We start from the raw sequence: 17322 nt of genomic DNA, 5'->3' as shown, positions 1-17322 counted from the left end.
GCGAAGGGAGCGAAGAGAACGGCCGGCTCCTCGTCCGGGCGCCCGGTTGACCGTCTGTGGCGGAATGCCGCCCGCTCCGATCCGCGGCGCGTCGGCGCCACCGGTGAGCGGAGAGGACAGCCGACTCCTCAAGCCCTCCCCCGCAGCTCCCCCTTGACCACCTTCCCGCTCGCGTTCCGCGGCAGTTCGCCCACGAACTCCACCACCCGCGGCACCTTGTAGTTCGCCATCTCCCGCCGCGCCCAGGCGATCAGGTCGTCCCCGGTCAGCACGGCACCCGGCCGCCGCACCACGAACGCCTTCCCGGCCTCCCCCAGCCGCGCGTCCGGCACGCCGATCACCGCGACGTCGGCGACATCGGGGTGCAGCCCCAGCATCTGCTCGATCTCCGCGGGGTAGGCGTTGAAGCCGCCGACGATGAACATGTCCTTGATGCGGTCGGTGATGCGCAGGTTGCCGCCGTCGTCCAGCACGCCCACGTCGCCGGTGCGCAGCCAGCCGTCCTCCGTCAGCACCTCGGCCGTGGCCGCCGCGTCCTCGTAGTAGCCCCGCATGACGTTGAAGCCGCGGACCAGCACCTCGCCGGGTTCGCCGGGCGGTGCCTCGACGCGGATCTCCGTGCCCGGTATCGCGCGGCCCGACGTCGACGCGATGACCGTCGGGTCGTCGCCGCGCCGGCACATCGTGACGATGCCGCCGGCCTCCGACAGGCCGTACGCCGTCAGGACCGTCTCCACGCCGAGCTCCCCGCGCAGCCGCTCCACCAGTTGCAGGGGCACGACCGCGGCGCCCGTGACCACCAGCCGCAGCGCCGAGAGGTCGTGCGCGTCGCGGGCCGGGTGGTCAAGGAGCGACTGGTGCAGGGTCGGCGGTCCCGGCAGCACCGACACCCGTTCCGCCGCGATGTTCGCGAGCGCCGTGCCGACGTTGAAGACGGGCTGCGGGATCATCGTCGCGCCCCGCATCAGACAGGCGATCACCCCGGCCTTGTAGCCGAAGGTGTGGAAGAAGGGGTTCACGATCAGATAGCGGTCGCCCCGCCGCAGTCCGGCCAGGTCGCTCCACACCTCGTACGCCCGCAGCGTCTGCGCGTGGGTGATCACCGCGCCCTTGGGGCGGCCCGTCGTGCCGGACGTGAAGACGATGTCCGAGGCCCAGGAGCCCTCGACGGCCTGCGCGCGCGCCCGCACCTCGGCCCCGTCCACCCCGTCGCCGCCCGCCAGGAAGTCCTTCCAGGTACGGAAGTCGGCGGGGGCGTCGTCCGAGAGCACCACCACCTGCTCCAGGGCGGGCAGCCCCGGCCCCTCCGCGACCGCCCGCCGCAGCGACGCCACGTACGACGTCCCCAGGAACGTGCCGGTCACGAACAGCAGCCGGGCCCCGCTGCGGCGCAGCACATCGGCCGCCTCGCCGCCCTTGAAGCGGGTGTTCAGCGGCACCAGCACCGCCCCGGCCGACACCGCGCCCAGCGCGGCCGTGATCCAGTCCAGTGTGTTCGGCGCCCAGACGGCGACCCGGTCGCCCGGCTCGATGCCGTTCGCCACGCAGGCCGCGGCCGAGCGCTCGACACGGGCGCCGAGTTCGGCGTACGTGATCCGGCTGCGGCCCTCCACCACCGCCTCGACGTCCGCGTACCGCTCGGCCGCGGACCGCACCAGTTCCGGAATGCTGCCCCACTCCAAGTCACCGCGCACCACGGCCTCCAGACCCACTAGCTGACTACCCGTCAGATTAGCTGTAGCCTGACGCCCTGTCAGCAGCCGCTTCAGCATGCGGAGGTGCGCGCAGCATGACCTCAGGCACCGGCCTCAAGGACGCCACCGCGATCGTCGGCATCGGACAGACCCCCTTCGCCAAGAACCTCCCGGACGACGAGAGAACGCTGGCCTGCCGTGCCGTTCTCGCCGCCCTCGACGACGCCGGCATCGCCCCCGGCGAGGTCGACGCCCTCGCCTCCTACACCATGGAGGAGACCGACGAGGTCGAGCTGGCGAAGGCGGTCGGCTTCGGTGACCTCACCCACTTCAGCAAGGTCGGCTACGGCGGCGGCGGTTCGTGCGCCACCGTCGCGCACCTGGCCACCGCCATCGCCACCGGCCAGGCGACGGTCGGCGTCGCCTGGCGGTCCCGCAAGCGCGGCAGCGGCCCCCGGCCGTGGCGGAACACCACCGCCCAACTGCCCACCCCGGCCCAGTGGACCCGGCCCTACGGCCTGCTGCGCCCCGTCGACGAGATCGCGATGCTCGCCCAGCGGTACATGCACGAGTACGGCGCGACCCGGGACCACCTGTTCAACGTCGCCCTCGCCTGCCGCAACCGGGCCAACCAGAACCCGGCCGCGATCATGTACGACCGGCCCCTGACCCGCGAGATGTACATGACCTCCCGCTGGATCAGCGAGCCGCTCTGCCTCTTCGACAACTGCCTGGAGACCGACGGCGCGCTCGCGTGCGTGATCGTCAGCCGCGAGCGCGCCCGCGACTGCCGGCACACCCCCGTCTACGTCCACTCCGCCGCCCAGGGCCTGCCCGCCCAGCACCACGGCATGGTCAACTACTGGAACGACGACCCGCTCACGGGCCCCGCCTGGACCGCCGCCCGGCATCTGTGGAAGCACGCCGACCTCACTCCACAGGATGTGGACGTCGCCCAGATCTACGACGCGTTCACCGCGCTCATACCGCTCTCGCTGGAGGGCTACGGCTTCTGCGGGCGCGGCGAGGGCGGCGCGTTCACCGAGGGCGGCGCCCTGGAGATCGGCGGGCGGCTGCCGATGAACACCGGCGGCGGCGGGCTCAGCGAGGCCTACGTCCACGGCTTCAACCTCGTCACCGAGGGCGTCAAACAGCTCCGCGGCACCAGCACCGCCCAGGTCCCCGGAGCCGCGACCTGTCTCGTCACCGCCGGCGAAGGCGTCCCCACCTCCGCGCTGCTCCTGAGGAGTTGACCGAAGGATGCTCTCCCCCGTCACCGACCCCGACGGCACCCCCTTCTGGCAGTACGCCGCCCAGGGCGAGCTGCGCGTCCAGTCCTGCGCCGACTGCGGCGAACCCCGCTTCCCGCCCCGCCCGTGCTGCCCGCACTGCCAGTCCTTCGCGAGCGAATGGCGGCTGATGAGCGGGCACGGCCGGATCTGGTCCTACGTCGTCCCCCACCCGCCCCTGCTGCCCGACTACGCCGCGCAGGCGCCGTACAACGTCATCGTCGTCGAACTCGCCGACGCGCCCCGCATCCGCCTGGTCGGCAACCTCGTCACCGGCCCCGGCGCGGCCCTCGGCTCCTTCTCCCCGGAGCGGATCCGCATCGGCGCCAAGGTGCAGGCCGTCCTCGGCGGCACCGGGCTGGTGCAGTGGGTCCTGGAGCGGCCATGAGCCTCGACGTCACCACCGACAAGGACACCGCCGTCGCCGTCGTCACCCTCGACCGGCCGGACCGCCTCAACGCCATCGACCTGCCGATGCGGGACGAACTCGTCGCGGCCTGGCGGGATCTGCGGTTCGACGACACCGTACGGGCCGTCGTCCTCACCGGCGCCGGCGAGCGGGCCTTCTGCACCGGGCTGGACCGGGACGCCGTCGTCCCGCAGCCCGACTCCCCCTACATGAGCGACGATCCGCTGCTGCGGGTCGGGCCGAAGTCGAACGACCTGTGGAAACCGGTCGTCGCCGCCGTGCGGGGCATGGCCTGCGGGGGCGCCTTCTATCTGCTCGGCGAGGCGGACTTCCTCGTCGCCGACCCGACCGCCGCCTTCTTCGACCCGCACACCACCTACGGCATGGTCAGCGCCTACGAGTCGATGCTGATGGCGCTGCGCATGCCGTACGGGGAGGCCGCGCGGATGGCGCTCATGGGCAGCGCGGAACGGCTGTCGGCGCGGCGGGCCCACGAGATCGGGCTGGTCTCGGAAGTCACCGAAGCGGGCGGCGCGCTGGCCGCCGCCGTCGACTGCGCGGCCGTCCTCGCCGGGTATCCGCCGGCCGGGGTGCAGGGGACCGTGCGGGCGCTGTGGGCGGCCAGGGAGGCCGCCCTCGCCCAGGCGTTCGCGCAGGCACCGCACCTGATCGCCCTCGGGAACCTGCCGGGCGAGCGGCAGACGGAGCTGTTCCGGTCGCGGCGCCGCGAGCACCGCCTGCGCTGAACTACTGCGCCTCGCGCGTCACGTCGTCCAGGGCGCAGGTGACACCGGCGGTGTTCGCGCCCGGGTCGGCGACGTAGGCGGCGGCCACGTCCAGGGTCTCGGTGGAGCCGGCCGCGACGTACGGGATGGCGGACGACCTGGTGCGCACAGGCGCGCCGTCGGGGTCCTTGAAGACCACGTCGAACTCGTAGGTGTACGTGGTGAAGGTGTTGGTGTTGGCCGCCTCGACGCGGGCGACCATGCCCCGGCTCGGGTCGTACGCACAGCTGGTGATCCGCACGTCGCTCGTCGGCTCCGCGGACGCGGTCGCGGACGAGCCGCCACCCGACGAGGACCCGGTGTCGTAGTCGTCATCGTCGTCGTAGTGATGGGTGCTGCCGCCCGAACTGCTCGACGAGCTGCCGGAGCCGGAGCTGTCGTCGCACCCGCCGCCGTGCGAGCGCCGGGCTCCGGTCAGGGCGACCAGTACGCAGGCGAAGACGGCCAGTGCGCGGACATGGCGAAGCTTCACGGTGTTTCAACCCCCGTTGTCGCGATCGTGAACACGTCACGTTAGCAGCGGCCGCATGGCGGTGAGCGCTCACCCGGCGTAGCGTCTCGTGCAAGGGCGGTGAAGATGGCCGCTCCCCTGGGACGGCCGCCGTCCGGCCCCTTCCGTGCACCGGCACGACGGCCGTCACACAGCCGTGGCTACGCCGTTCGCGCCGTGCCCGTGCCCTTCTCCGCGTCCAGCGCGTACACGCACCGGTCCTTGCTGCACGCGTACACCACGCCGTCCCGCACCACCGGGGAGCCGGTGATCTCACCGCCCGTGGCGAGCTTCCAGCGCAGCCGGCCGTCGTCGGCCTTCAGGGTGTACAGCAGGTGGTCGGTGGAGCCGAAGTGAATCCTGCCCTCGGCGACCGACGGGGCGCCCACGAGGTCGCCGCCCGCCTGGAAGCGCCACTTCGGCGTCCCGGTGACCGCGTCCAGCGTGTACAGGCCCTTGCCGCTGCCGACGTGGACATGGCCCCCGGCCACCAGCACCGGCTCGATCGAGGACCGGGACTCGGTGGCGATGCGCCAGCGGTCGCGGCCGTCGGTGGCGTCCAGCGCGTAGACCGTGCCGAGGTAGTCGGCGAGGTACACACCGCCGCCGGTCACCGCCGGGCCCGGCACGAAGGCCGGCGGGCACAGGAAGACCGCGGGAGCCTCGAAGTGCCAGCGCACGTGTCCGCTCAGCACGTCGATCGCGAGCACGCGCGTGCCGGCCGAGACGTACACATGGCCGTCGTGGGCCTGCGCCACCCGCACCGGCACCCCGCCGCAGGAGGCGGCGTCGCCGATCGGGTACGACCAGCGCTCGTCACCGGTACGGGCGTCCAGGGCGCGCAGCCGGGCGTCCTGCCAGACGTACACCGTGCCGTCGTACAGCGCCGGCCCGGCCTCCGGGGACTCGAAGTCGGTCTGCGCCCCGGTGAGCTCCCAGAGCTTCTGGCCGCTGGAGGCCTCCCAGGCCTGGACGCCGCCGCCGCGCGTGCCGGTGACGACGGTGCCGCGCTCGGCCTTCAGGGAGTACACCCAGGCGTCCGTCTGGAGCCGCCACAGGTCCGCGCCCTCGCGGCACTCCAGCGCGAACAGGGTCGGCCCGTCGGAGGCGTGGATACGGCCGTCCGCGACCGCCATGGACCAGGCGACGTCACGGGTCTTGAAGCGGCGCCGGCCGGTGGCCACGTCCAGGGCGTGCACCTCGAAGGAGGTGACGTAGACCAGGTCGCCGTCGACGGCCGGGGTGCCCCAGACGTCGTTCGACATGCGAAAACGCCAGGGCCGCCAGCCGGCCGCGTTCTCCGGGGGCACGGGCGGCACCGCCGGGCCGACGGCGGGGTCGGTGCCGTTGACGCCGGGGCGGGGCTTGGACCAGGAGGCGACCAGTCCGGCCTCGGGAAGGGGCGCCTTCAGGGCGGCGGCGCGGGCGTCGGCCACGCGCGGGCCGGGGCCGATGGGAACCGCGGCGCCCGCCAGGCGGACGGGGCCGGTGTCGGGGGCGCCGACCTGGACGGGCTGCGGGCCCGGCACCACCGGGTCGTGCGCGGGCGGGGGCGGCAGCGGCGCCGGGGCGGCACGGCCGCCGCTGCGACCGGAGGCGGGCGCGGGCCTGGCCGCGGGTCGGCCGCCTCTGCGCGTCTCGATCAGGCCCACGGCGCGCTCGGGCAGCCACGCGGACGCCGTACCGCTGTCGTCGGAGCCCGAGCCGAAGAGGTGCGGCGCGAGCTGGGCCTGGAGGTCGGCCGGGTTGGGCCGGGCGGTGGCCTCCATCTGCATCAGGGACTCGATCAGCGGGCGCAGCTCGTCCGGGAGTCCCTCCAGGTCCGGGCCCTCGCGCAGCAGCATGAAGACCGTCTCGACCGGGTTGGCGCCGTGGAACGGGGGGTGTCCGGTGGCGGCGAACACCAGCATCGAGCCCAGCGAGAAGACGTCGCTCGCGCCCGTGACGCTACGGGAGTCCTTCGCCTGCTCCGGCGACATGTAGGCGGGTGTGCCGACGGCGACGTTGGTCATCGTCAAACGAGTGTTCGACACGCCGGACGCGATACCGAAGTCGATGACGCGGGGGCCGTCCTCGACCACGAGCACGTTGGACGGCTTCAGGTCGCGGTGCACGAGCCCGGCGCCGTGGATCGACTGGAGGGCCTCCGCCACACCGGCCGCCAGCCAGCGCACCGCCTGGGCCGGCAGCGGCCCGCACTCGTTCACTATCTCCTCGAGGGAGGGCGCGGGAACGTAGGCGGTGGCCAGCCACGGCACGGCGGCGCGCGGGTCGGCGTCGACGACCGCGGCCGTGTAGAAACCGGAGACCGCCCGGGCCGCCTCCACCTCACGCGTGAAGCGGACGCGGAACAGCTGGTCCTCGGCGAGCTCCGTGCGGACGGTCTTGATCGCCACGCGCCGGCCCGAAGCCGAGCGCGCGAGATAGACCAGCCCCATGCCGCCGGCACCCAGCCGTCCGAGCACCTCGAACGGCCCGATCCTGCGCGGATCGTGCTGCGTCAGCTGATCCACCACTCTGCCTGCCACCTCCCCGTACGGGCCCCGTCCACCCACATATGTACGCGACCCCGTGCAGCGTCTCACCACCGCACCGCCTTGGCGGCACGCACCCCGATTCTTCCTGTCCGAGGGCGTGGTTGCGAACCCGAGGGCGGAACGGGGTGTCTTGGGACAAAACCACACTCCGGCGTCCATGGACACCGCCGGTTCGCATGGTGGGACGCCGGAATGCCGAGGCGCCGTCAGCGTTCCAGGACCGCGAACGAGGCCCCCTGGTCGTCGCTGACCACGGCGACCGTCCCGTACGACGTCTCGAAGGGCGGCACCTGCACCCGCCCGCCGAGCCGGTTCACCGTGCCGAGGATCTCAGCACAGTCCGCCACCCGGAAGTGGACGACGAAATGAGGCGGCATCATCGCCGGGAACACCTCGCCCACGGCCGCCCGGCCGAAGTCCGGCTCGGCGTCGGGGCCGAACAGGGCGTCGTGGAAGAGCCCGCCGTAGAAGGTGTTGGCGGCCTCGGTGTCGCGGGCGTACAGCTCGGCCCAGACGAAGCTGCCGGCCTTGTGCCGGCGCCCGAATCCGGTGTGCCCGTCCGCCTGCCACAGCCCGAAGACCGCGCCCTCGGGATCGGTGACCAGCGCGGCCGTCCCCAGGTCCGGCCCGACCGGAGCCGGCGAGGTGACCACCTGCCCGCCGGCGTTCCGGATCCGCCCGGCCAGCCCCACCGCGTCCGGGGTGGCGAAGTACACCGTCCACACGGTGGGCATCCGCCCGTCCGTCTTGCGGGAGAGCGAGGCGACGCGGTCGCCGTCGAGGCGGGCCCACACGGTGGAGTCGTACGCCTCCTCGAAGTCCCACCCGAAGAGCTCACCGTAGAAGCGCTCGCCCGCCGGTACGTCGGCGAGCTGTGCGTCGACCCAGCACGGGACGCCCTCCGTGTATCCCGTTCCGTTCGCGGATGCCCTGTTTTCGGCCATGCGGCAAAAGTAGCCGTCTCCGCCACACCCCGCAGACCAGGCACACCAGGCTCGCGCTCCTCGTGCACCCCATTTGCAGTCGGCCGAATCGCGCTCCGATCACCCCTCGGTAAGCTGACGGCATGACAGGACAAGTGCGTACCGTCGACGGCCGCGTGGCCGGCCGGCGTGGGCAGGCGACCCGGCAGAAGCTGCTCGACTGCCTCAGCGAGATGCTCAGCTCTTCCCCGTACCGGGACGTCAAAGTCATCGATGTCGCCCGGAAGGCGGGCACTTCGCCCGCCACCTTCTACCAGTATTTCCCGGACGTCGAGGGCGCCGTCCTGGAGATCGCCGAGCAAATGGCCGCCGAGGGCGCCTCCTTGACCGAGCTCGTCGAGGGCCGCAGCTGGGTCGGCAAGGCCGGCTGGCAGACGGCACAGGAACTCGTCGACGGCTTCCTGGAGTTCTGGCGGAAGAACGACGCGATCCTCAGGGTCGTCGACCTCGGTGCGTCCGAGGGCGACAAACGCTTCTACAAGATCCGTATGAAGATCCTGAACTCCGTCAACAACTCCCTTGCCGAAGCCGTCACTCAGCTCCAGTCCAAGGGCAAGGTCGACAAGGACGTCAACCCGGCCGCGGTCGCGGGTTCACTCGTCGCGATGCTCGCGGCGGTGGCCTCGCACCAGAAGGGGTTCCAGACCTGGGGTGTGAAGCAGGCCGAACTCAAGCCGAACCTGGCGCTGTTGGTGCACCTGGGCGTGACCGGCAAGAAGCCGACGAAGTAGCGGCGCTTTCCTTTCACGTCACCAAGTCCTGTCTGGCGGGCAGTGGTCCACGTGGGGCCGCCGCCTGCCGCCCGTTCACGGCGGCTCACATCACGCCGGCAGGGGCCGGTCGTCCACCACGTGTTTCATCACCAGCGTCGAGGTAAGCCGCTGCACCCCCGGCAGCGTGGCCAGCCGCTCGTCGTACAGCCGTTGATAGGCGGCGAGGTCCGCGGCGACCACCCGCAGCAGATAGTCCGGCTCCCCGAACAGCCGCTGCGCCTCCACCACGTGCGGGATGTCCGCGAGAGCGCCCTCGAACCCGGCGACCGTGTCCCGGTCCTCCTGCCGCATGGACACGAAGACCAGCGCCTCGAAGTTCAGCCCCACGGCGGCCGGCTCCACGACGGCCCGGTACCCGCTGATGGCGCCGGACCGCTCCAGCTCCCGCAGCCGCCGGTGACACGGCGAGACGCTGAGCCGCACCCGCGCGGCCAGCTCGGTCACGGTCAGCCGCCCGTCCCGCTGGAGCTCGGCAAGAATCTGTCTGTCCACGTCGTCCATGAGGCAGATCTTCCCCCACAACCCTGGATCATGGGCAAACTTCGACAACACTTTCGGGCCATTCCCGCCTAATGTCCCCACCATGGACTCCGGACTGCTCCTCTCCTTCCTCGCCATCGACCTGCTGCTCGTCTGCGTGCCGGGCGCCGACTGGGCGTACGCGATATCGGCCGGGCTGCGCGACCGCTCGCCGGTGACGGCGGTGGCGGGGCTGGTCACCGGGTACGCGCTGCACACCGTCCTGGCGGTGGCCGGCCTCGCGGTGCTGGTGGCGGGCGAGCCGGGTCTGCTCACCGCGCTGACCGCCGCCGGCGCCGCGTACCTGGTGTGGCTGGGGTGGAGCGTGCTGCGCCGTCCGGGCACGCCGGGCGCGGCCGAGGAGACCGTGGCCGCGAGCCCGGCCCGCGCCTTCCTGCGCGGCGCGACGATCAGCGGCCTGAACCCCAAGGGCCTGCTGCTCTACCTGTCGGTGCTGCCGCAGTTCCTGCTGACGAAGGGCGACCACCTGCCGGTCCCCGCCCAGACCGCCGTCCTCGGGCTGCTCCACATGGCCTGCTGCGCCGCCGTCTACCTCACGGTCGGCCGCACGGCCCGGGCGGTCCTCGGCGCCCGCCCGACTGCGGCCCGCGCGGTCGCCCGCACCTCGGGCGCGGCGATGCTCGGGATCGGCGCGTTCCTGCTGGTCCAGCGCCTGGCGACGCTGTAGCAGTCACGACCGCGCGGGCTCCTTGCGGACGATCCGGAACAGCCTGATCTCCCGGTCCACCCGTGCCTGGTACGTCGCGTACGGCGGCCAGAACGCCAGTGCCGTCCTCCACACCGCCGCCCGCTCCTCCCCTTCCAGCAGCCGGGCCGTGACGGGGATGTCGCGGCCCTTCCAGCTGACCTCGGCGTCGGGGTGGGCGAGCAGGTTGTGGGTCCAGGAGGGGTGTCCGGGGCGGCCGAAGTTGGAGCCGACCAGGATCCAGGAACGGCCGTCCTCCTCGGGCATGCAGGCCAGCGGCGCGCGGCGGGGCAGGCCGCTGCGGGCGCCGGTGGAGGTCAGGATCACGCCGGGCAGCATCTGGGCGCTGAGCAGCACCTTGCCGCGGGTGAGGCGGTGCACGGCACGGTCCAGGGCCGGGACGACATGCGGGGCGACCTTGGCGAAGCCCCGCGTGGAGGACACCCGCTGCACCGCCCGTACGACCACGGGCACGCCGATCACACCGCCACCTCCTGGGCGTCGAAGAGCCCGGCGGCGTCGGCGGCGTGCGCCCGCAGCCGGTGGACGGGGCCGAAGAGAAGCTCGTCGCCCGCGGCCCGCTTGAAGTACAGGTGCGCCTCGTGCTCCCAGGTGAATCCGATGCCGCCGTGGAGCTGGATGCCTTCGGCGGCGGCGGTACGGAGGGCTTCGAGGGCCTGGGCGAGGGCGAGGCGCGCCGCGGGTGGGGCCGTGCCGGGTTGTTCGTCGGCCGCGGGTCCGCCGGGGCCGGTCGCGGCCACGCGGCGGAGCCGCATATCGACACTGCCCGCGCCCTTCGAGGGCGTTGCCGCCCATGCCGCGTAGTACGCCGCCGAGCGGGCCGCCTGGATCTGTACGTACGCGTCCGCCAGGCGGTGCTTCACCGCCTGGAAGGAACCGATCGCCCGGCCGAACTGCTCGCGCTGTCCGACATGCTCCACGGTCCGCTCCAGAGCCCGGTCGGCGGCTCCCACGGCCTCGCACGCGAGGACCGCGGCAGCCGTGTCGCCGACCGACGCGAGAGCCGGCAGGACCGTCCGGCCGTCCTCGTCGCCCAGCAACTCGGCTCGCACGTCGCGGAGTTGGATCAGGCCCTGCGGCCGGGTCGCGTCCAGTGCGGTCTGCCGTACGCGCACGACCCCGGCGGCGTCCTCCGGCACCAGGAACAGCAGCGTCCGTGACCGCGCGAACCCCCCGGCGTGCGCGGCGACCAGCAGCAGTCCGGCGCTGTGTCCGTCCAGCACCTGGTCGACCTGCCCGTAGAGCCGCCAGCCGTCCTCCGTCCGCCGCGCCTGCACGCCCCCGGCGCGCCCGCCGCCGGCCCAGTCGCCGCCGTTGCCGCCGGTGAGGGCGAGGGCGGCGGCCAGTGCGGCGCCCGGGACGGCGAGGGCGGCGGTGAGCCTGCCGGAGGCCAGGCGGGGCAGCAGCTCGGCGCGCCGGGCGTCGGTGCCGAGGGCGGCGATCAGCGGGGCCGCGAGGACGGTGGTGGCCAGCAGCGGGGACGGGGCCAGCGCGCGGCCCGTCTCCTCGCAGGCCAGGGCGAGTTCGGTCGCCGAGCAGCCGACACCGCCGTACGCCTCCGGCAGGGCGAGTCCGGGCAGGCCGAGCTGTTCGGCGAGGGCGGTCCACAGGCCGGGGTCGTGTCCGGCGGACGTGCCGAGGGCCGCGCGCAGCTCCCGGGGTCCGCAGCGGTCGTGCAGCAGCTCGCGCAGGGTGCGGCGGATCTCGTCCTGCTCGGGGGTGAAGCTGGCGTCCATGGGCTCTTCCCTCCGGCTCTTCCCCTCTGATCTGACGGGCCGTCATATTAGGAGGGCCGTAGCGAGATGCACAGAGGTTTGGAGGCCTCGCATGACTCCCGGGAGCCGGAAAGTCGCCGTCGTCGGAGTGGCCCTGTCCGACTGCGGCCGGGTCGACGACGCCACGCCGTACGCCCTGCACGCCCAGGCGGCCCGCCGGGCGCTGGCCGACGCGGGGCTCGGCCGCGCGGTGGTGGACGGCTTCGCGTCCGCCGGTCTCGGCACACTCGCCCCCGTGGAGGTGGCCGAGTATCTGGGGCTGCGCCCGACCTGGGTCGACTCCACCTCCGTCGGCGGCGCCACCTGGGAGGTCATGGCGGCCCACGCGGCGGACGCGATAGCCGCGGGGCACGCGAGAGCGGTGCTGCTGGTGTACGGCTCGACGGCCCGCGCCGACATCAAGGCGGGCCGGCGGACCGGGAACCTGTCCTTCGGCTCCCGGGGCCCCCTGCAGTTCGAGGTGCCCTACGGCCACACCCTCATCGCCAAGTACGCCATGGCGGCCCGCCGTCACATGCTCGAACACGGCACCACGATCGAGCAGTTGGCGCAGGTGGCGGTCCAGGCGCGCGCGAACGCCGCCCTGAACCCCGAGGCCATGTTCCGCGACCCGATCACCGTGGACGACGTCCTGTCGGGCCCGGTGATCGCGGCCCCCTTCACCAAGCTGCACTGCTGCGTCCGCTCCGACGGCGGCGCGGCGGTGCTGCTGGCCGCGGAGGAACTCGTACGGGACTGCCGTACCTCGCCCGTGTGGGTCCTCGGCGCCGGGGAGCACGTCTCGCACTCCGCGATGTCCCAGTGGCCGGACTTCACGACCGGCCCGGCGGCGGTCAGCGGACGGCTGGCCTTCGAGCGGGCGGGGGTGCGGCCCGAGGAGATCGACTTCGCGGAGATCTACGACGCCTTCACCTACATGACGCTGGTGACGCTGGAGGACCTCGGCTTCTGCGGGAAGGGCGAGGGCGGGGCGTTCGTGGAGAAGGGGCGGCTGCTGGTGCGGGGCGGGGAGCTGCCGGTGAACACCGACGGGGGCGGTCTTTCCGCCCAGCATCCCGGGATGCGCGGGCTGTTTCTGCTGGTCGAGGCGGTACGGCAGCTGCGCGGGGAGGGCGGGGACCGTCAGGTGCGGGGGCCGGGCGGGCGCGGCGAACCACCCCGTCTGGGGGTGGCTTCGGCCACGGGGGGATGGTTCTGCTCCTCGGGGACGTTGGTACTGGGGAGGGACTGAGACGTACGTCGACCCGACCGGGAGGAACCGGCATGGCACTGACCCGCGAAGAGCGTGAAGAGTTCCTGGCCGAACCCCATGTCGCCGCGCTGGCGGTCGACGCGGGCACCGGGCGCGCGCCGCTGACCGTGCCGATCTGGTACCAGTACGAACCCGGCGGCGACCTGTGGATCATGACCGGCCTCGACTCGCGCAAGAACGAGCTGATCCAGGCGGCGGGCCGGCTGTCCCTGATGGTCGACCGGCTGGAGCCCACGATCCGGTACGTGTCGGTGGAGGGGCCGGTCGTCAGCACCGTCCCCGCCACCCTCGAACAGCTGCGGGAGCTCTCCGCCCGCTACCTCCCCGCCGAGAAGGTCGACGGCTATGTCGACTTCGCCTGGAAGAACCACGGCGAGCAGGTGGTCGTGCACATGCGGCCCGAGCGGTGGGTGTCGTCGGACCTCGGTCAGGTGTGAGCCGGCGCCCGCGTGACAATCGGGGCATGGGAACGGATCTTCACGACTTGCTGAGGTCGCTTCGGGTGTGGGACGTCGAGCTGCCGTCCTTCGACCCGGCGGCCGCGCCCGCCGACCCCCTCGCGCTGTTCACGGCCTGGTTCGCCGAGGCGGTGGCGGCCGGGCAGGTGGAGCCGCACACGATGTCCCTCGCCACGGTGGACGAGGCCGGGCTGCCGGACGTACGGACCGTGATGATGCACGGCGCCGACGCGTCCGGCTGGTCCTTCGCCACGCACGTGGGCAGCAGCAAGGGCCGTCAGCTCGCCACCCGCCCGCACGCGGCCCTCGGCTTCTACTGGCCCGCGCAGGGCCGCCAGGTGCGGCTGCGGGGCCCCGTGACGGCGGCCCCGTCCGCGGAGTCCCAGGCCGATCTGCACGCCCGCTCCACCGGCGCGCTGGCGGCGGCCCTGACCGGCAGGCAGAGCGAAGTGCTGGGCTCCCTGGCGGAGTTGGCACGCGAGTCGCGGGCGGCCTGGGAACGGGCCCGGGACGAGCCGGACGCCCCGGTCCCGTCCTGGACGCTGTACCGCCTGCGTCCGGTGGAGGCCGAGTTCTTCCAGGGCGACGCGGCCCGCCGTCACGTACGGCTGCGGTATCGCCGTACGGAGGAGGGGTGGGCGAAACAGCTGCTCTGGCCCTGAGCGCCCCTGTCTTTGGGGGCGCGGGGAACTGCGCGACCAGCCACGACGTCCCCGCAGCCGATCGACGGCCTACCGCGGCACACCACCTCGCGGCGTCGGCAGCGGCAGCGAGTTCGCACGCTCACGGGCCGCCGGCGCGGCCTTGCACGTCGCGTCCTTCGACGGCGGCTTCCCGGTCGTCGGATACGCCGTCGCCGTCCGGTCCGCGCAGGACTTGGAGCCGTAGATGCCGTGCCCTACGCCGCCGAGGACGGTGACCAGCGATGAGGCGGATTTGCTCCGTCCATGGATGGACGGCCGCCCGCACCGGATGGTCCCCGAGCCGCACAACCGCGAGGGGCTCCGCACCGTCTCCTTCAAGAGGTCGCCGGCCGAAGAACCGTTCGCGCGGGTGGGCACCGAGCCGGAGGCCCCGCCCGCTCCTGGACGCCGCACTGCGGGCCCCGCCCGCTCCTGGACGCCGCACTGCGGGCCCCGCCCTCACCGGAACTCGTAGGTGGCGAAGTCGGCCACCGCCCGGTATCCGATGCGCTGGTAGAGGCCGTTGCTGGTCGGATCGTCGAGGTCGGTGAAGAGCAGCACCTCGCGCACCCCGGAGCCGAGCACCGCCCGGGTGACCGCCGCGGTGACCGCGCCCGCGCAGCCGACGCGGGCGGAGCTCATGACCCGGTTGATGGGAGGGGTTGGGGGTGGGGGTGATGTGATCCGCCGGCGATGGCCACGGGCTCATTGAAACCGCCCGACGATCAGCTCCGCACCGCTTCGGGCCGGAACACCGGCACCCCGTCCCGGAAGACGGCCTCCAGTTCCGTCCCGGCCCGCAGCAGCCCGGGGTCCGCGCACTCGACCAGCTCGGTCATCATGCGGGGGCCTTCGGCGAGATCGACGACGGCGGCGACGTACGGCGTCCGCCGGCCGAAGGGCGGCAGGTCGTTGCGGTGCACGACGGACCAGGTGTAGAGGGTGGCGCGACCGCAGGCCGGTTCCCAGACGACGTCCTCGCTCCAGCAGTGGGGGCAGAACTCGCGGGGGTAGTGGTGGGCGCGTCCGCAGCCGTGGCAGCGGCGGATCAGCAGCCGCCCCTGCGCGGCCGCGTCCCAGTAGGTACGGGTGAAGGCGTCCGCCTCCGGAAGGTCGTAGCGCGACTCACTCATCGAAGCAGCCCCCATCCTCCGATCCCCGGCCGGGTCAGAACAGCCCCAGCGCGCTGTCCACCGACCACGACTGCCAGGACATCCCGAACAGCGCGACCACCGAGATCAGCGCCATCATCGAGTTCTGCCCCTGCTCGGCCCAGTCGTGGATCATCAGGGCGAAGTAGAGAAGGTTGAGCAGCAGCCCGCCGACGAGGGCGATCGGGGTCAGGAACCCGAGGACGAGTCCGAGTCCGAGGGCGAGTTCCGCGTAGAGGACCACGTACGCCATGGTCCGCGGCCGTGGCTTGACGACGACGTCGAAGCCGGAGCGTACGGCGTTCCAGCGGTGCTTGGCGGCCACGTCGGCAGCCCAGGAGATCCCCGCCCCCTCGAACCAGCTCTTCCTGTCCTTGTGCCGCCAGCTCTCCAGCCACCACAGCCCGAGGCCTATGCGGAGCACGGCCAGCCATTCCGCACCTGTGAGCCAGATCGCGTCCATGAATCTGACGGTACGTCAGATCAGGGGGCCTGACAATCGCCTGTGCGTCCGTGACGAGTCCGATGCCCTCTCGCCGGCCACGGCGCCGACTCCGACCCCGGCGACTTCATCCAGCGGCGTCGAGCTGGTGGTCCGCCCAGACGTAACTTTCGGGCAGCAAGTCGGTGATGAGGACGGTTCGGACGTGGTCGCCATTGCCGACGATGACCTTGAGGGCGGGAAAGTAGTCGAGGAGGACCTGCCGGCACCTGCCGCACGGGGGGACAACCCCTCTGTCCCGGTCGCCCACGGCGACGATCGTGTCCAGGTCGTATGCGCCCTGGGCGGCTGCCGCGCCGATGAGGACCAGTTCGGCGCAGGGGCCGCCGGTGAAGTGGTAGGCGTTCACCGCGGTGATGACGCGGCCGTCCCGGGCGCGGGCCGCGGCTGCCATGGTGTGGTTGTCGCCCCGGCAGCGAGTGCGGGCGACGTGCGCCGCGGCCTGGATGAGTTCGTGGTCGACGGGGTGGGTCTGCGCGGTCATCTTCTCTGCCTTCGTCAGGTGTCAGCCGACGTTGACCCACGTGACCAGGGCGTGCAAGCGAATATCGGCGGTGTGCCGTCGAGGCCCCACCCCGGTCCGAGGGGTGGGGCCGGTGTTCTACGGTGCGGGCTCGTAGGTGACCGTCGTCGCCGGGCAGGCTTCCGCGAGTTGGGTGAGGGCCTCGCGTTCCGTGGCGTCGGAGGTCAGGCCCCAGCGGAGCTTCGTCGAGATCCACTCCGAGGCGTACCGGCAGGCGACCTCGACGGTCGGCGGCAGCCATTCCGCCGGGTCCTGGTCGGCCTTGCTGCGGTTCGAGGCCGCGGAGACGGCGACCAGGGACGGGTTCACGGCGAGGTCGTTGGCGTACGACTCACGTCGCTCGGCGGTCCATTGGGACGCCCCGGAGTCCCACGCCTCGGCCAGCGGCACCATGTGGTCCACGTCCAGCGCGGACGCCGAGGTGAGCCACTTCGAGTCGTAGTACGACCACCAGCGCCCGCCCGAGAGCTTGCAGCCGGGCAGGATCTCGGGCTTGTCCACGGCCTCCGCGAGCAGCACCTCCGCCCGGGTGTTGCAGCCGTCGCCGGGGATCCGGCCGGCGTTCCAGTGCTTGAAGCTCGTGCGCTCGTAGCCGTCCCGCATCTCCGCGGCGACCGGAAGGAGCCGGACCGAGGTGGCGATCGGGAACGTGTACAGGTCGAGGGAACGATCCTGCGCATGGGCGGGGGTGGGTGCCGCAAAGGGCAGGAGGAGGAGTGCGGCCGTCATCGCGGCTCGTCTGATGTTCTTGATCACACATCGTAGGATTGAC

21 protein-coding genes are annotated in these 17322 nt (G+C 72.6%); 8 read left to right on the top strand and 13 right to left on the bottom strand.

Translation table 11 applies throughout. The features are described from left to right. Nucleotides 1-128: 128 nt before the first annotated feature. Complete coding sequence (locus tag AC3ETA_RS12900) at nt 129-1694, bottom strand: FadD3 family acyl-CoA ligase (protein ID WP_432192991.1); 1566 nt, start codon at nt 1692-1694, stop codon at nt 129-131. Nucleotides 1695-1789: 95 nt separating this feature from the next. Here AC3ETA_RS12900 and AC3ETA_RS12895 point away from each other — a divergent pair, with 95 nt between their 5' ends. From AC3ETA_RS12895 to AC3ETA_RS12885, 3 genes are read left to right on the top strand one after another with little or no spacing between them, the layout of a single operon-like run. Beyond that, a complete protein-coding gene (locus tag AC3ETA_RS12895) occupies nt 1790-2947 on the top strand; it encodes a lipid-transfer protein (protein WP_432192990.1) in 1158 nt (385 codons plus the stop codon). A gap of 7 nt (nt 2948-2954) precedes the next feature. Beyond that, entirely contained in the window at nt 2955-3371 is a 417-nt protein-coding gene (locus AC3ETA_RS12890) for a Zn-ribbon domain-containing OB-fold protein (RefSeq protein WP_432192989.1), read from the top strand. After that, nucleotides 3368-4138 carry an enoyl-CoA hydratase/isomerase family protein gene (locus AC3ETA_RS12885; RefSeq protein WP_432192988.1) on the top strand — a complete coding sequence of 257 codons (771 nt, stop codon included), beginning with the start codon at nt 3368-3370 and terminating at the stop codon, nt 4136-4138. Before AC3ETA_RS12890 ends, AC3ETA_RS12885 begins: the two co-directional genes overlap by 4 nt. A 1-nt stretch (nt 4139) precedes the next feature. Here AC3ETA_RS12885 and AC3ETA_RS12880 read toward each other — a convergent pair whose 3' ends face one another. From AC3ETA_RS12880 to kbpA, 3 genes are all read right to left on the bottom strand, one after another. Further along, the gene (locus tag AC3ETA_RS12880) at nt 4140-4649 is read right to left on the bottom strand and encodes a hypothetical protein (RefSeq protein ID WP_432192987.1); all 510 of its coding nucleotides are present in this window, start codon (nt 4647-4649) and stop codon (nt 4140-4142) included. A gap of 179 nt (nt 4650-4828) precedes the next feature. Beyond that, nucleotides 4829-7183: a protein serine/threonine kinase AfsK gene (afsK, locus tag AC3ETA_RS12875; protein WP_432192986.1), complete on the bottom strand. Its 2355-nt coding sequence runs from the start codon at nt 7181-7183 to the stop codon at nt 4829-4831. Between the two features lie 227 nt (nt 7184-7410). After that, nucleotides 7411-8148, bottom strand: coding sequence for an AfsK-binding protein KbpA (gene kbpA / locus AC3ETA_RS12870; RefSeq protein WP_432192985.1), 738 nt, complete (start codon nt 8146-8148; stop codon nt 7411-7413). Nucleotides 8149-8282: 134 nt separating this feature from the next. Here kbpA and AC3ETA_RS12865 point away from each other — a divergent pair, with 134 nt between their 5' ends. Further along, nucleotides 8283-8918, top strand: a complete 636-nt coding sequence (locus AC3ETA_RS12865; RefSeq protein ID WP_126898427.1) for a TetR family transcriptional regulator — start codon at nt 8283-8285, stop codon at nt 8916-8918. A gap of 90 nt (nt 8919-9008) precedes the next feature. Here AC3ETA_RS12865 and AC3ETA_RS12860 read toward each other — a convergent pair whose 3' ends face one another. After that, complete coding sequence (locus AC3ETA_RS12860) at nt 9009-9461, bottom strand: Lrp/AsnC family transcriptional regulator (RefSeq protein WP_432192984.1); 453 nt, start codon at nt 9459-9461, stop codon at nt 9009-9011. A gap of 82 nt (nt 9462-9543) precedes the next feature. Between AC3ETA_RS12860 and AC3ETA_RS12855 the strand changes: the two genes are divergently transcribed. Further along, a complete protein-coding gene (locus tag AC3ETA_RS12855; RefSeq protein WP_432192983.1) occupies nt 9544-10167 on the top strand; it encodes a LysE family translocator in 624 nt (207 codons plus the stop codon). A gap of 3 nt (nt 10168-10170) precedes the next feature. On the opposite strand, the gene AC3ETA_RS12850 is transcribed toward AC3ETA_RS12855, so the two are convergent. Both AC3ETA_RS12850 and AC3ETA_RS12845 read right to left on the bottom strand, forming a co-directional pair. After that, the gene (locus AC3ETA_RS12850) at nt 10171-10668 is read right to left on the bottom strand and encodes a nitroreductase/quinone reductase family protein (RefSeq protein ID WP_432192982.1); all 498 of its coding nucleotides are present in this window, start codon (nt 10666-10668) and stop codon (nt 10171-10173) included. Then, nucleotides 10665-11942, bottom strand: a complete 1278-nt coding sequence (locus AC3ETA_RS12845) for an acyl-CoA dehydrogenase family protein (protein WP_432192981.1) — start codon at nt 11940-11942, stop codon at nt 10665-10667. Before AC3ETA_RS12845 ends, AC3ETA_RS12850 begins: the two co-directional genes overlap by 4 nt. Nucleotides 11943-12033: 91 nt before the next feature. Between AC3ETA_RS12845 and AC3ETA_RS12840 the strand changes: the two genes are divergently transcribed. The 3 genes from AC3ETA_RS12840 to AC3ETA_RS12830 are packed head-to-tail and all read left to right on the top strand — an operon-like array spanning nt 12034 to nt 14353. Then, entirely contained in the window at nt 12034-13212 is a 1179-nt protein-coding gene (locus AC3ETA_RS12840; RefSeq protein ID WP_432192980.1) for a thiolase C-terminal domain-containing protein, read from the top strand. Between the two features lie 32 nt (nt 13213-13244). Further along, on the top strand, nt 13245-13670 hold the full coding sequence (locus AC3ETA_RS12835) for a pyridoxamine 5'-phosphate oxidase family protein (RefSeq protein ID WP_432192979.1): 426 nt from the start codon (nt 13245-13247) through the stop codon (nt 13668-13670). 26 nt (nt 13671-13696) lie between these two features. Next, nucleotides 13697-14353 carry a pyridoxine/pyridoxamine 5'-phosphate oxidase gene (locus AC3ETA_RS12830; protein ID WP_432192978.1) on the top strand — a complete coding sequence of 219 codons (657 nt, stop codon included), beginning with the start codon at nt 13697-13699 and terminating at the stop codon, nt 14351-14353. 69 nt (nt 14354-14422) lie between these two features. On the opposite strand, the gene AC3ETA_RS12825 is transcribed toward AC3ETA_RS12830, so the two are convergent. From AC3ETA_RS12825 to AC3ETA_RS12800, 6 genes are all read right to left on the bottom strand, one after another. Continuing rightward, nucleotides 14423-14701: an alpha/beta hydrolase gene (locus AC3ETA_RS12825; RefSeq protein WP_432192977.1), complete on the bottom strand. Its 279-nt coding sequence runs from the start codon at nt 14699-14701 to the stop codon at nt 14423-14425. Between the two features lie 132 nt (nt 14702-14833). After that, entirely contained in the window at nt 14834-15016 is a 183-nt protein-coding gene (locus AC3ETA_RS12820) for a GNAT family N-acetyltransferase (protein WP_432192976.1), read from the bottom strand. A gap of 83 nt (nt 15017-15099) precedes the next feature. Next, a complete protein-coding gene (locus AC3ETA_RS12815) occupies nt 15100-15507 on the bottom strand; it encodes a Zn-ribbon domain-containing OB-fold protein (RefSeq protein ID WP_432192975.1) in 408 nt (135 codons plus the stop codon). A gap of 34 nt (nt 15508-15541) precedes the next feature. Then, nucleotides 15542-15988: a DoxX family protein gene (locus tag AC3ETA_RS12810; RefSeq protein ID WP_432192974.1), complete on the bottom strand. Its 447-nt coding sequence runs from the start codon at nt 15986-15988 to the stop codon at nt 15542-15544. A 106-nt stretch (nt 15989-16094) separates the two neighbouring features. Continuing rightward, nucleotides 16095-16511 (bottom strand): cytidine/deoxycytidylate deaminase family protein, encoded by a 417-nt coding sequence (locus AC3ETA_RS12805; RefSeq protein ID WP_432192973.1) that lies wholly within the window; start codon nt 16509-16511, stop codon nt 16095-16097. Nucleotides 16512-16628: 117 nt separating this feature from the next. Continuing rightward, nucleotides 16629-17306 (bottom strand): HNH endonuclease family protein, encoded by a 678-nt coding sequence (locus AC3ETA_RS12800; protein ID WP_432192972.1) that lies wholly within the window; start codon nt 17304-17306, stop codon nt 16629-16631. Nucleotides 17307-17322: the final 16 nt, after the last annotated feature.

It is taken from the genome of Streptomyces sp. bgisy027, from assembly GCF_057710365.1.
Note: the sequence above shows the minus strand (reverse complement) of the source record. Positions and strands in the feature narration are given on the sequence as shown.

Excerpts from the sequence above, each read along its gene's own strand:
- AC3ETA_RS12845 (WP_432192981.1), bottom strand. The coding sequence starts at position 11,942 with ATGGACGCCAGCTTCACCCCCGAGCAGGACGAGATCCGCCGCACCCTG.
- AC3ETA_RS12835 (WP_432192979.1), top strand. The coding sequence starts at position 13,245 with ATGGCACTGACCCGCGAAGAGCGTGAAGAGTTCCTGGCCGAACCCCAT.
- AC3ETA_RS12805 (WP_432192973.1), bottom strand. The coding sequence starts at position 16,511 with ATGACCGCGCAGACCCACCCCGTCGACCACGAACTCATCCAGGCCGCG.
- AC3ETA_RS12855 (WP_432192983.1), top strand. The coding sequence starts at position 9,544 with ATGGACTCCGGACTGCTCCTCTCCTTCCTCGCCATCGACCTGCTGCTC.
- AC3ETA_RS12820 (WP_432192976.1), bottom strand. The coding sequence starts at position 15,016 with ATGAGCTCCGCCCGCGTCGGCTGCGCGGGCGCGGTCACCGCGGCGGTC.
- AC3ETA_RS12895 (WP_432192990.1), top strand. The coding sequence starts at position 1,790 with ATGACCTCAGGCACCGGCCTCAAGGACGCCACCGCGATCGTCGGCATC.
- kbpA (WP_432192985.1), bottom strand. The coding sequence starts at position 8,148 with ATGGCCGAAAACAGGGCATCCGCGAACGGAACGGGATACACGGAGGGC.
- AC3ETA_RS12815 (WP_432192975.1), bottom strand. The coding sequence starts at position 15,507 with ATGAGTGAGTCGCGCTACGACCTTCCGGAGGCGGACGCCTTCACCCGT.
- AC3ETA_RS12890 (WP_432192989.1), top strand. The coding sequence starts at position 2,955 with ATGCTCTCCCCCGTCACCGACCCCGACGGCACCCCCTTCTGGCAGTAC.
- AC3ETA_RS12885 (WP_432192988.1), top strand. The coding sequence starts at position 3,368 with ATGAGCCTCGACGTCACCACCGACAAGGACACCGCCGTCGCCGTCGTC.
- AC3ETA_RS12840 (WP_432192980.1), top strand. The coding sequence starts at position 12,034 with ATGACTCCCGGGAGCCGGAAAGTCGCCGTCGTCGGAGTGGCCCTGTCC.
- AC3ETA_RS12810 (WP_432192974.1), bottom strand. The coding sequence starts at position 15,988 with ATGGACGCGATCTGGCTCACAGGTGCGGAATGGCTGGCCGTGCTCCGC.
- AC3ETA_RS12830 (WP_432192978.1), top strand. The coding sequence starts at position 13,697 with ATGGGAACGGATCTTCACGACTTGCTGAGGTCGCTTCGGGTGTGGGAC.
- AC3ETA_RS12860 (WP_432192984.1), bottom strand. The coding sequence starts at position 9,461 with ATGGACGACGTGGACAGACAGATTCTTGCCGAGCTCCAGCGGGACGGG.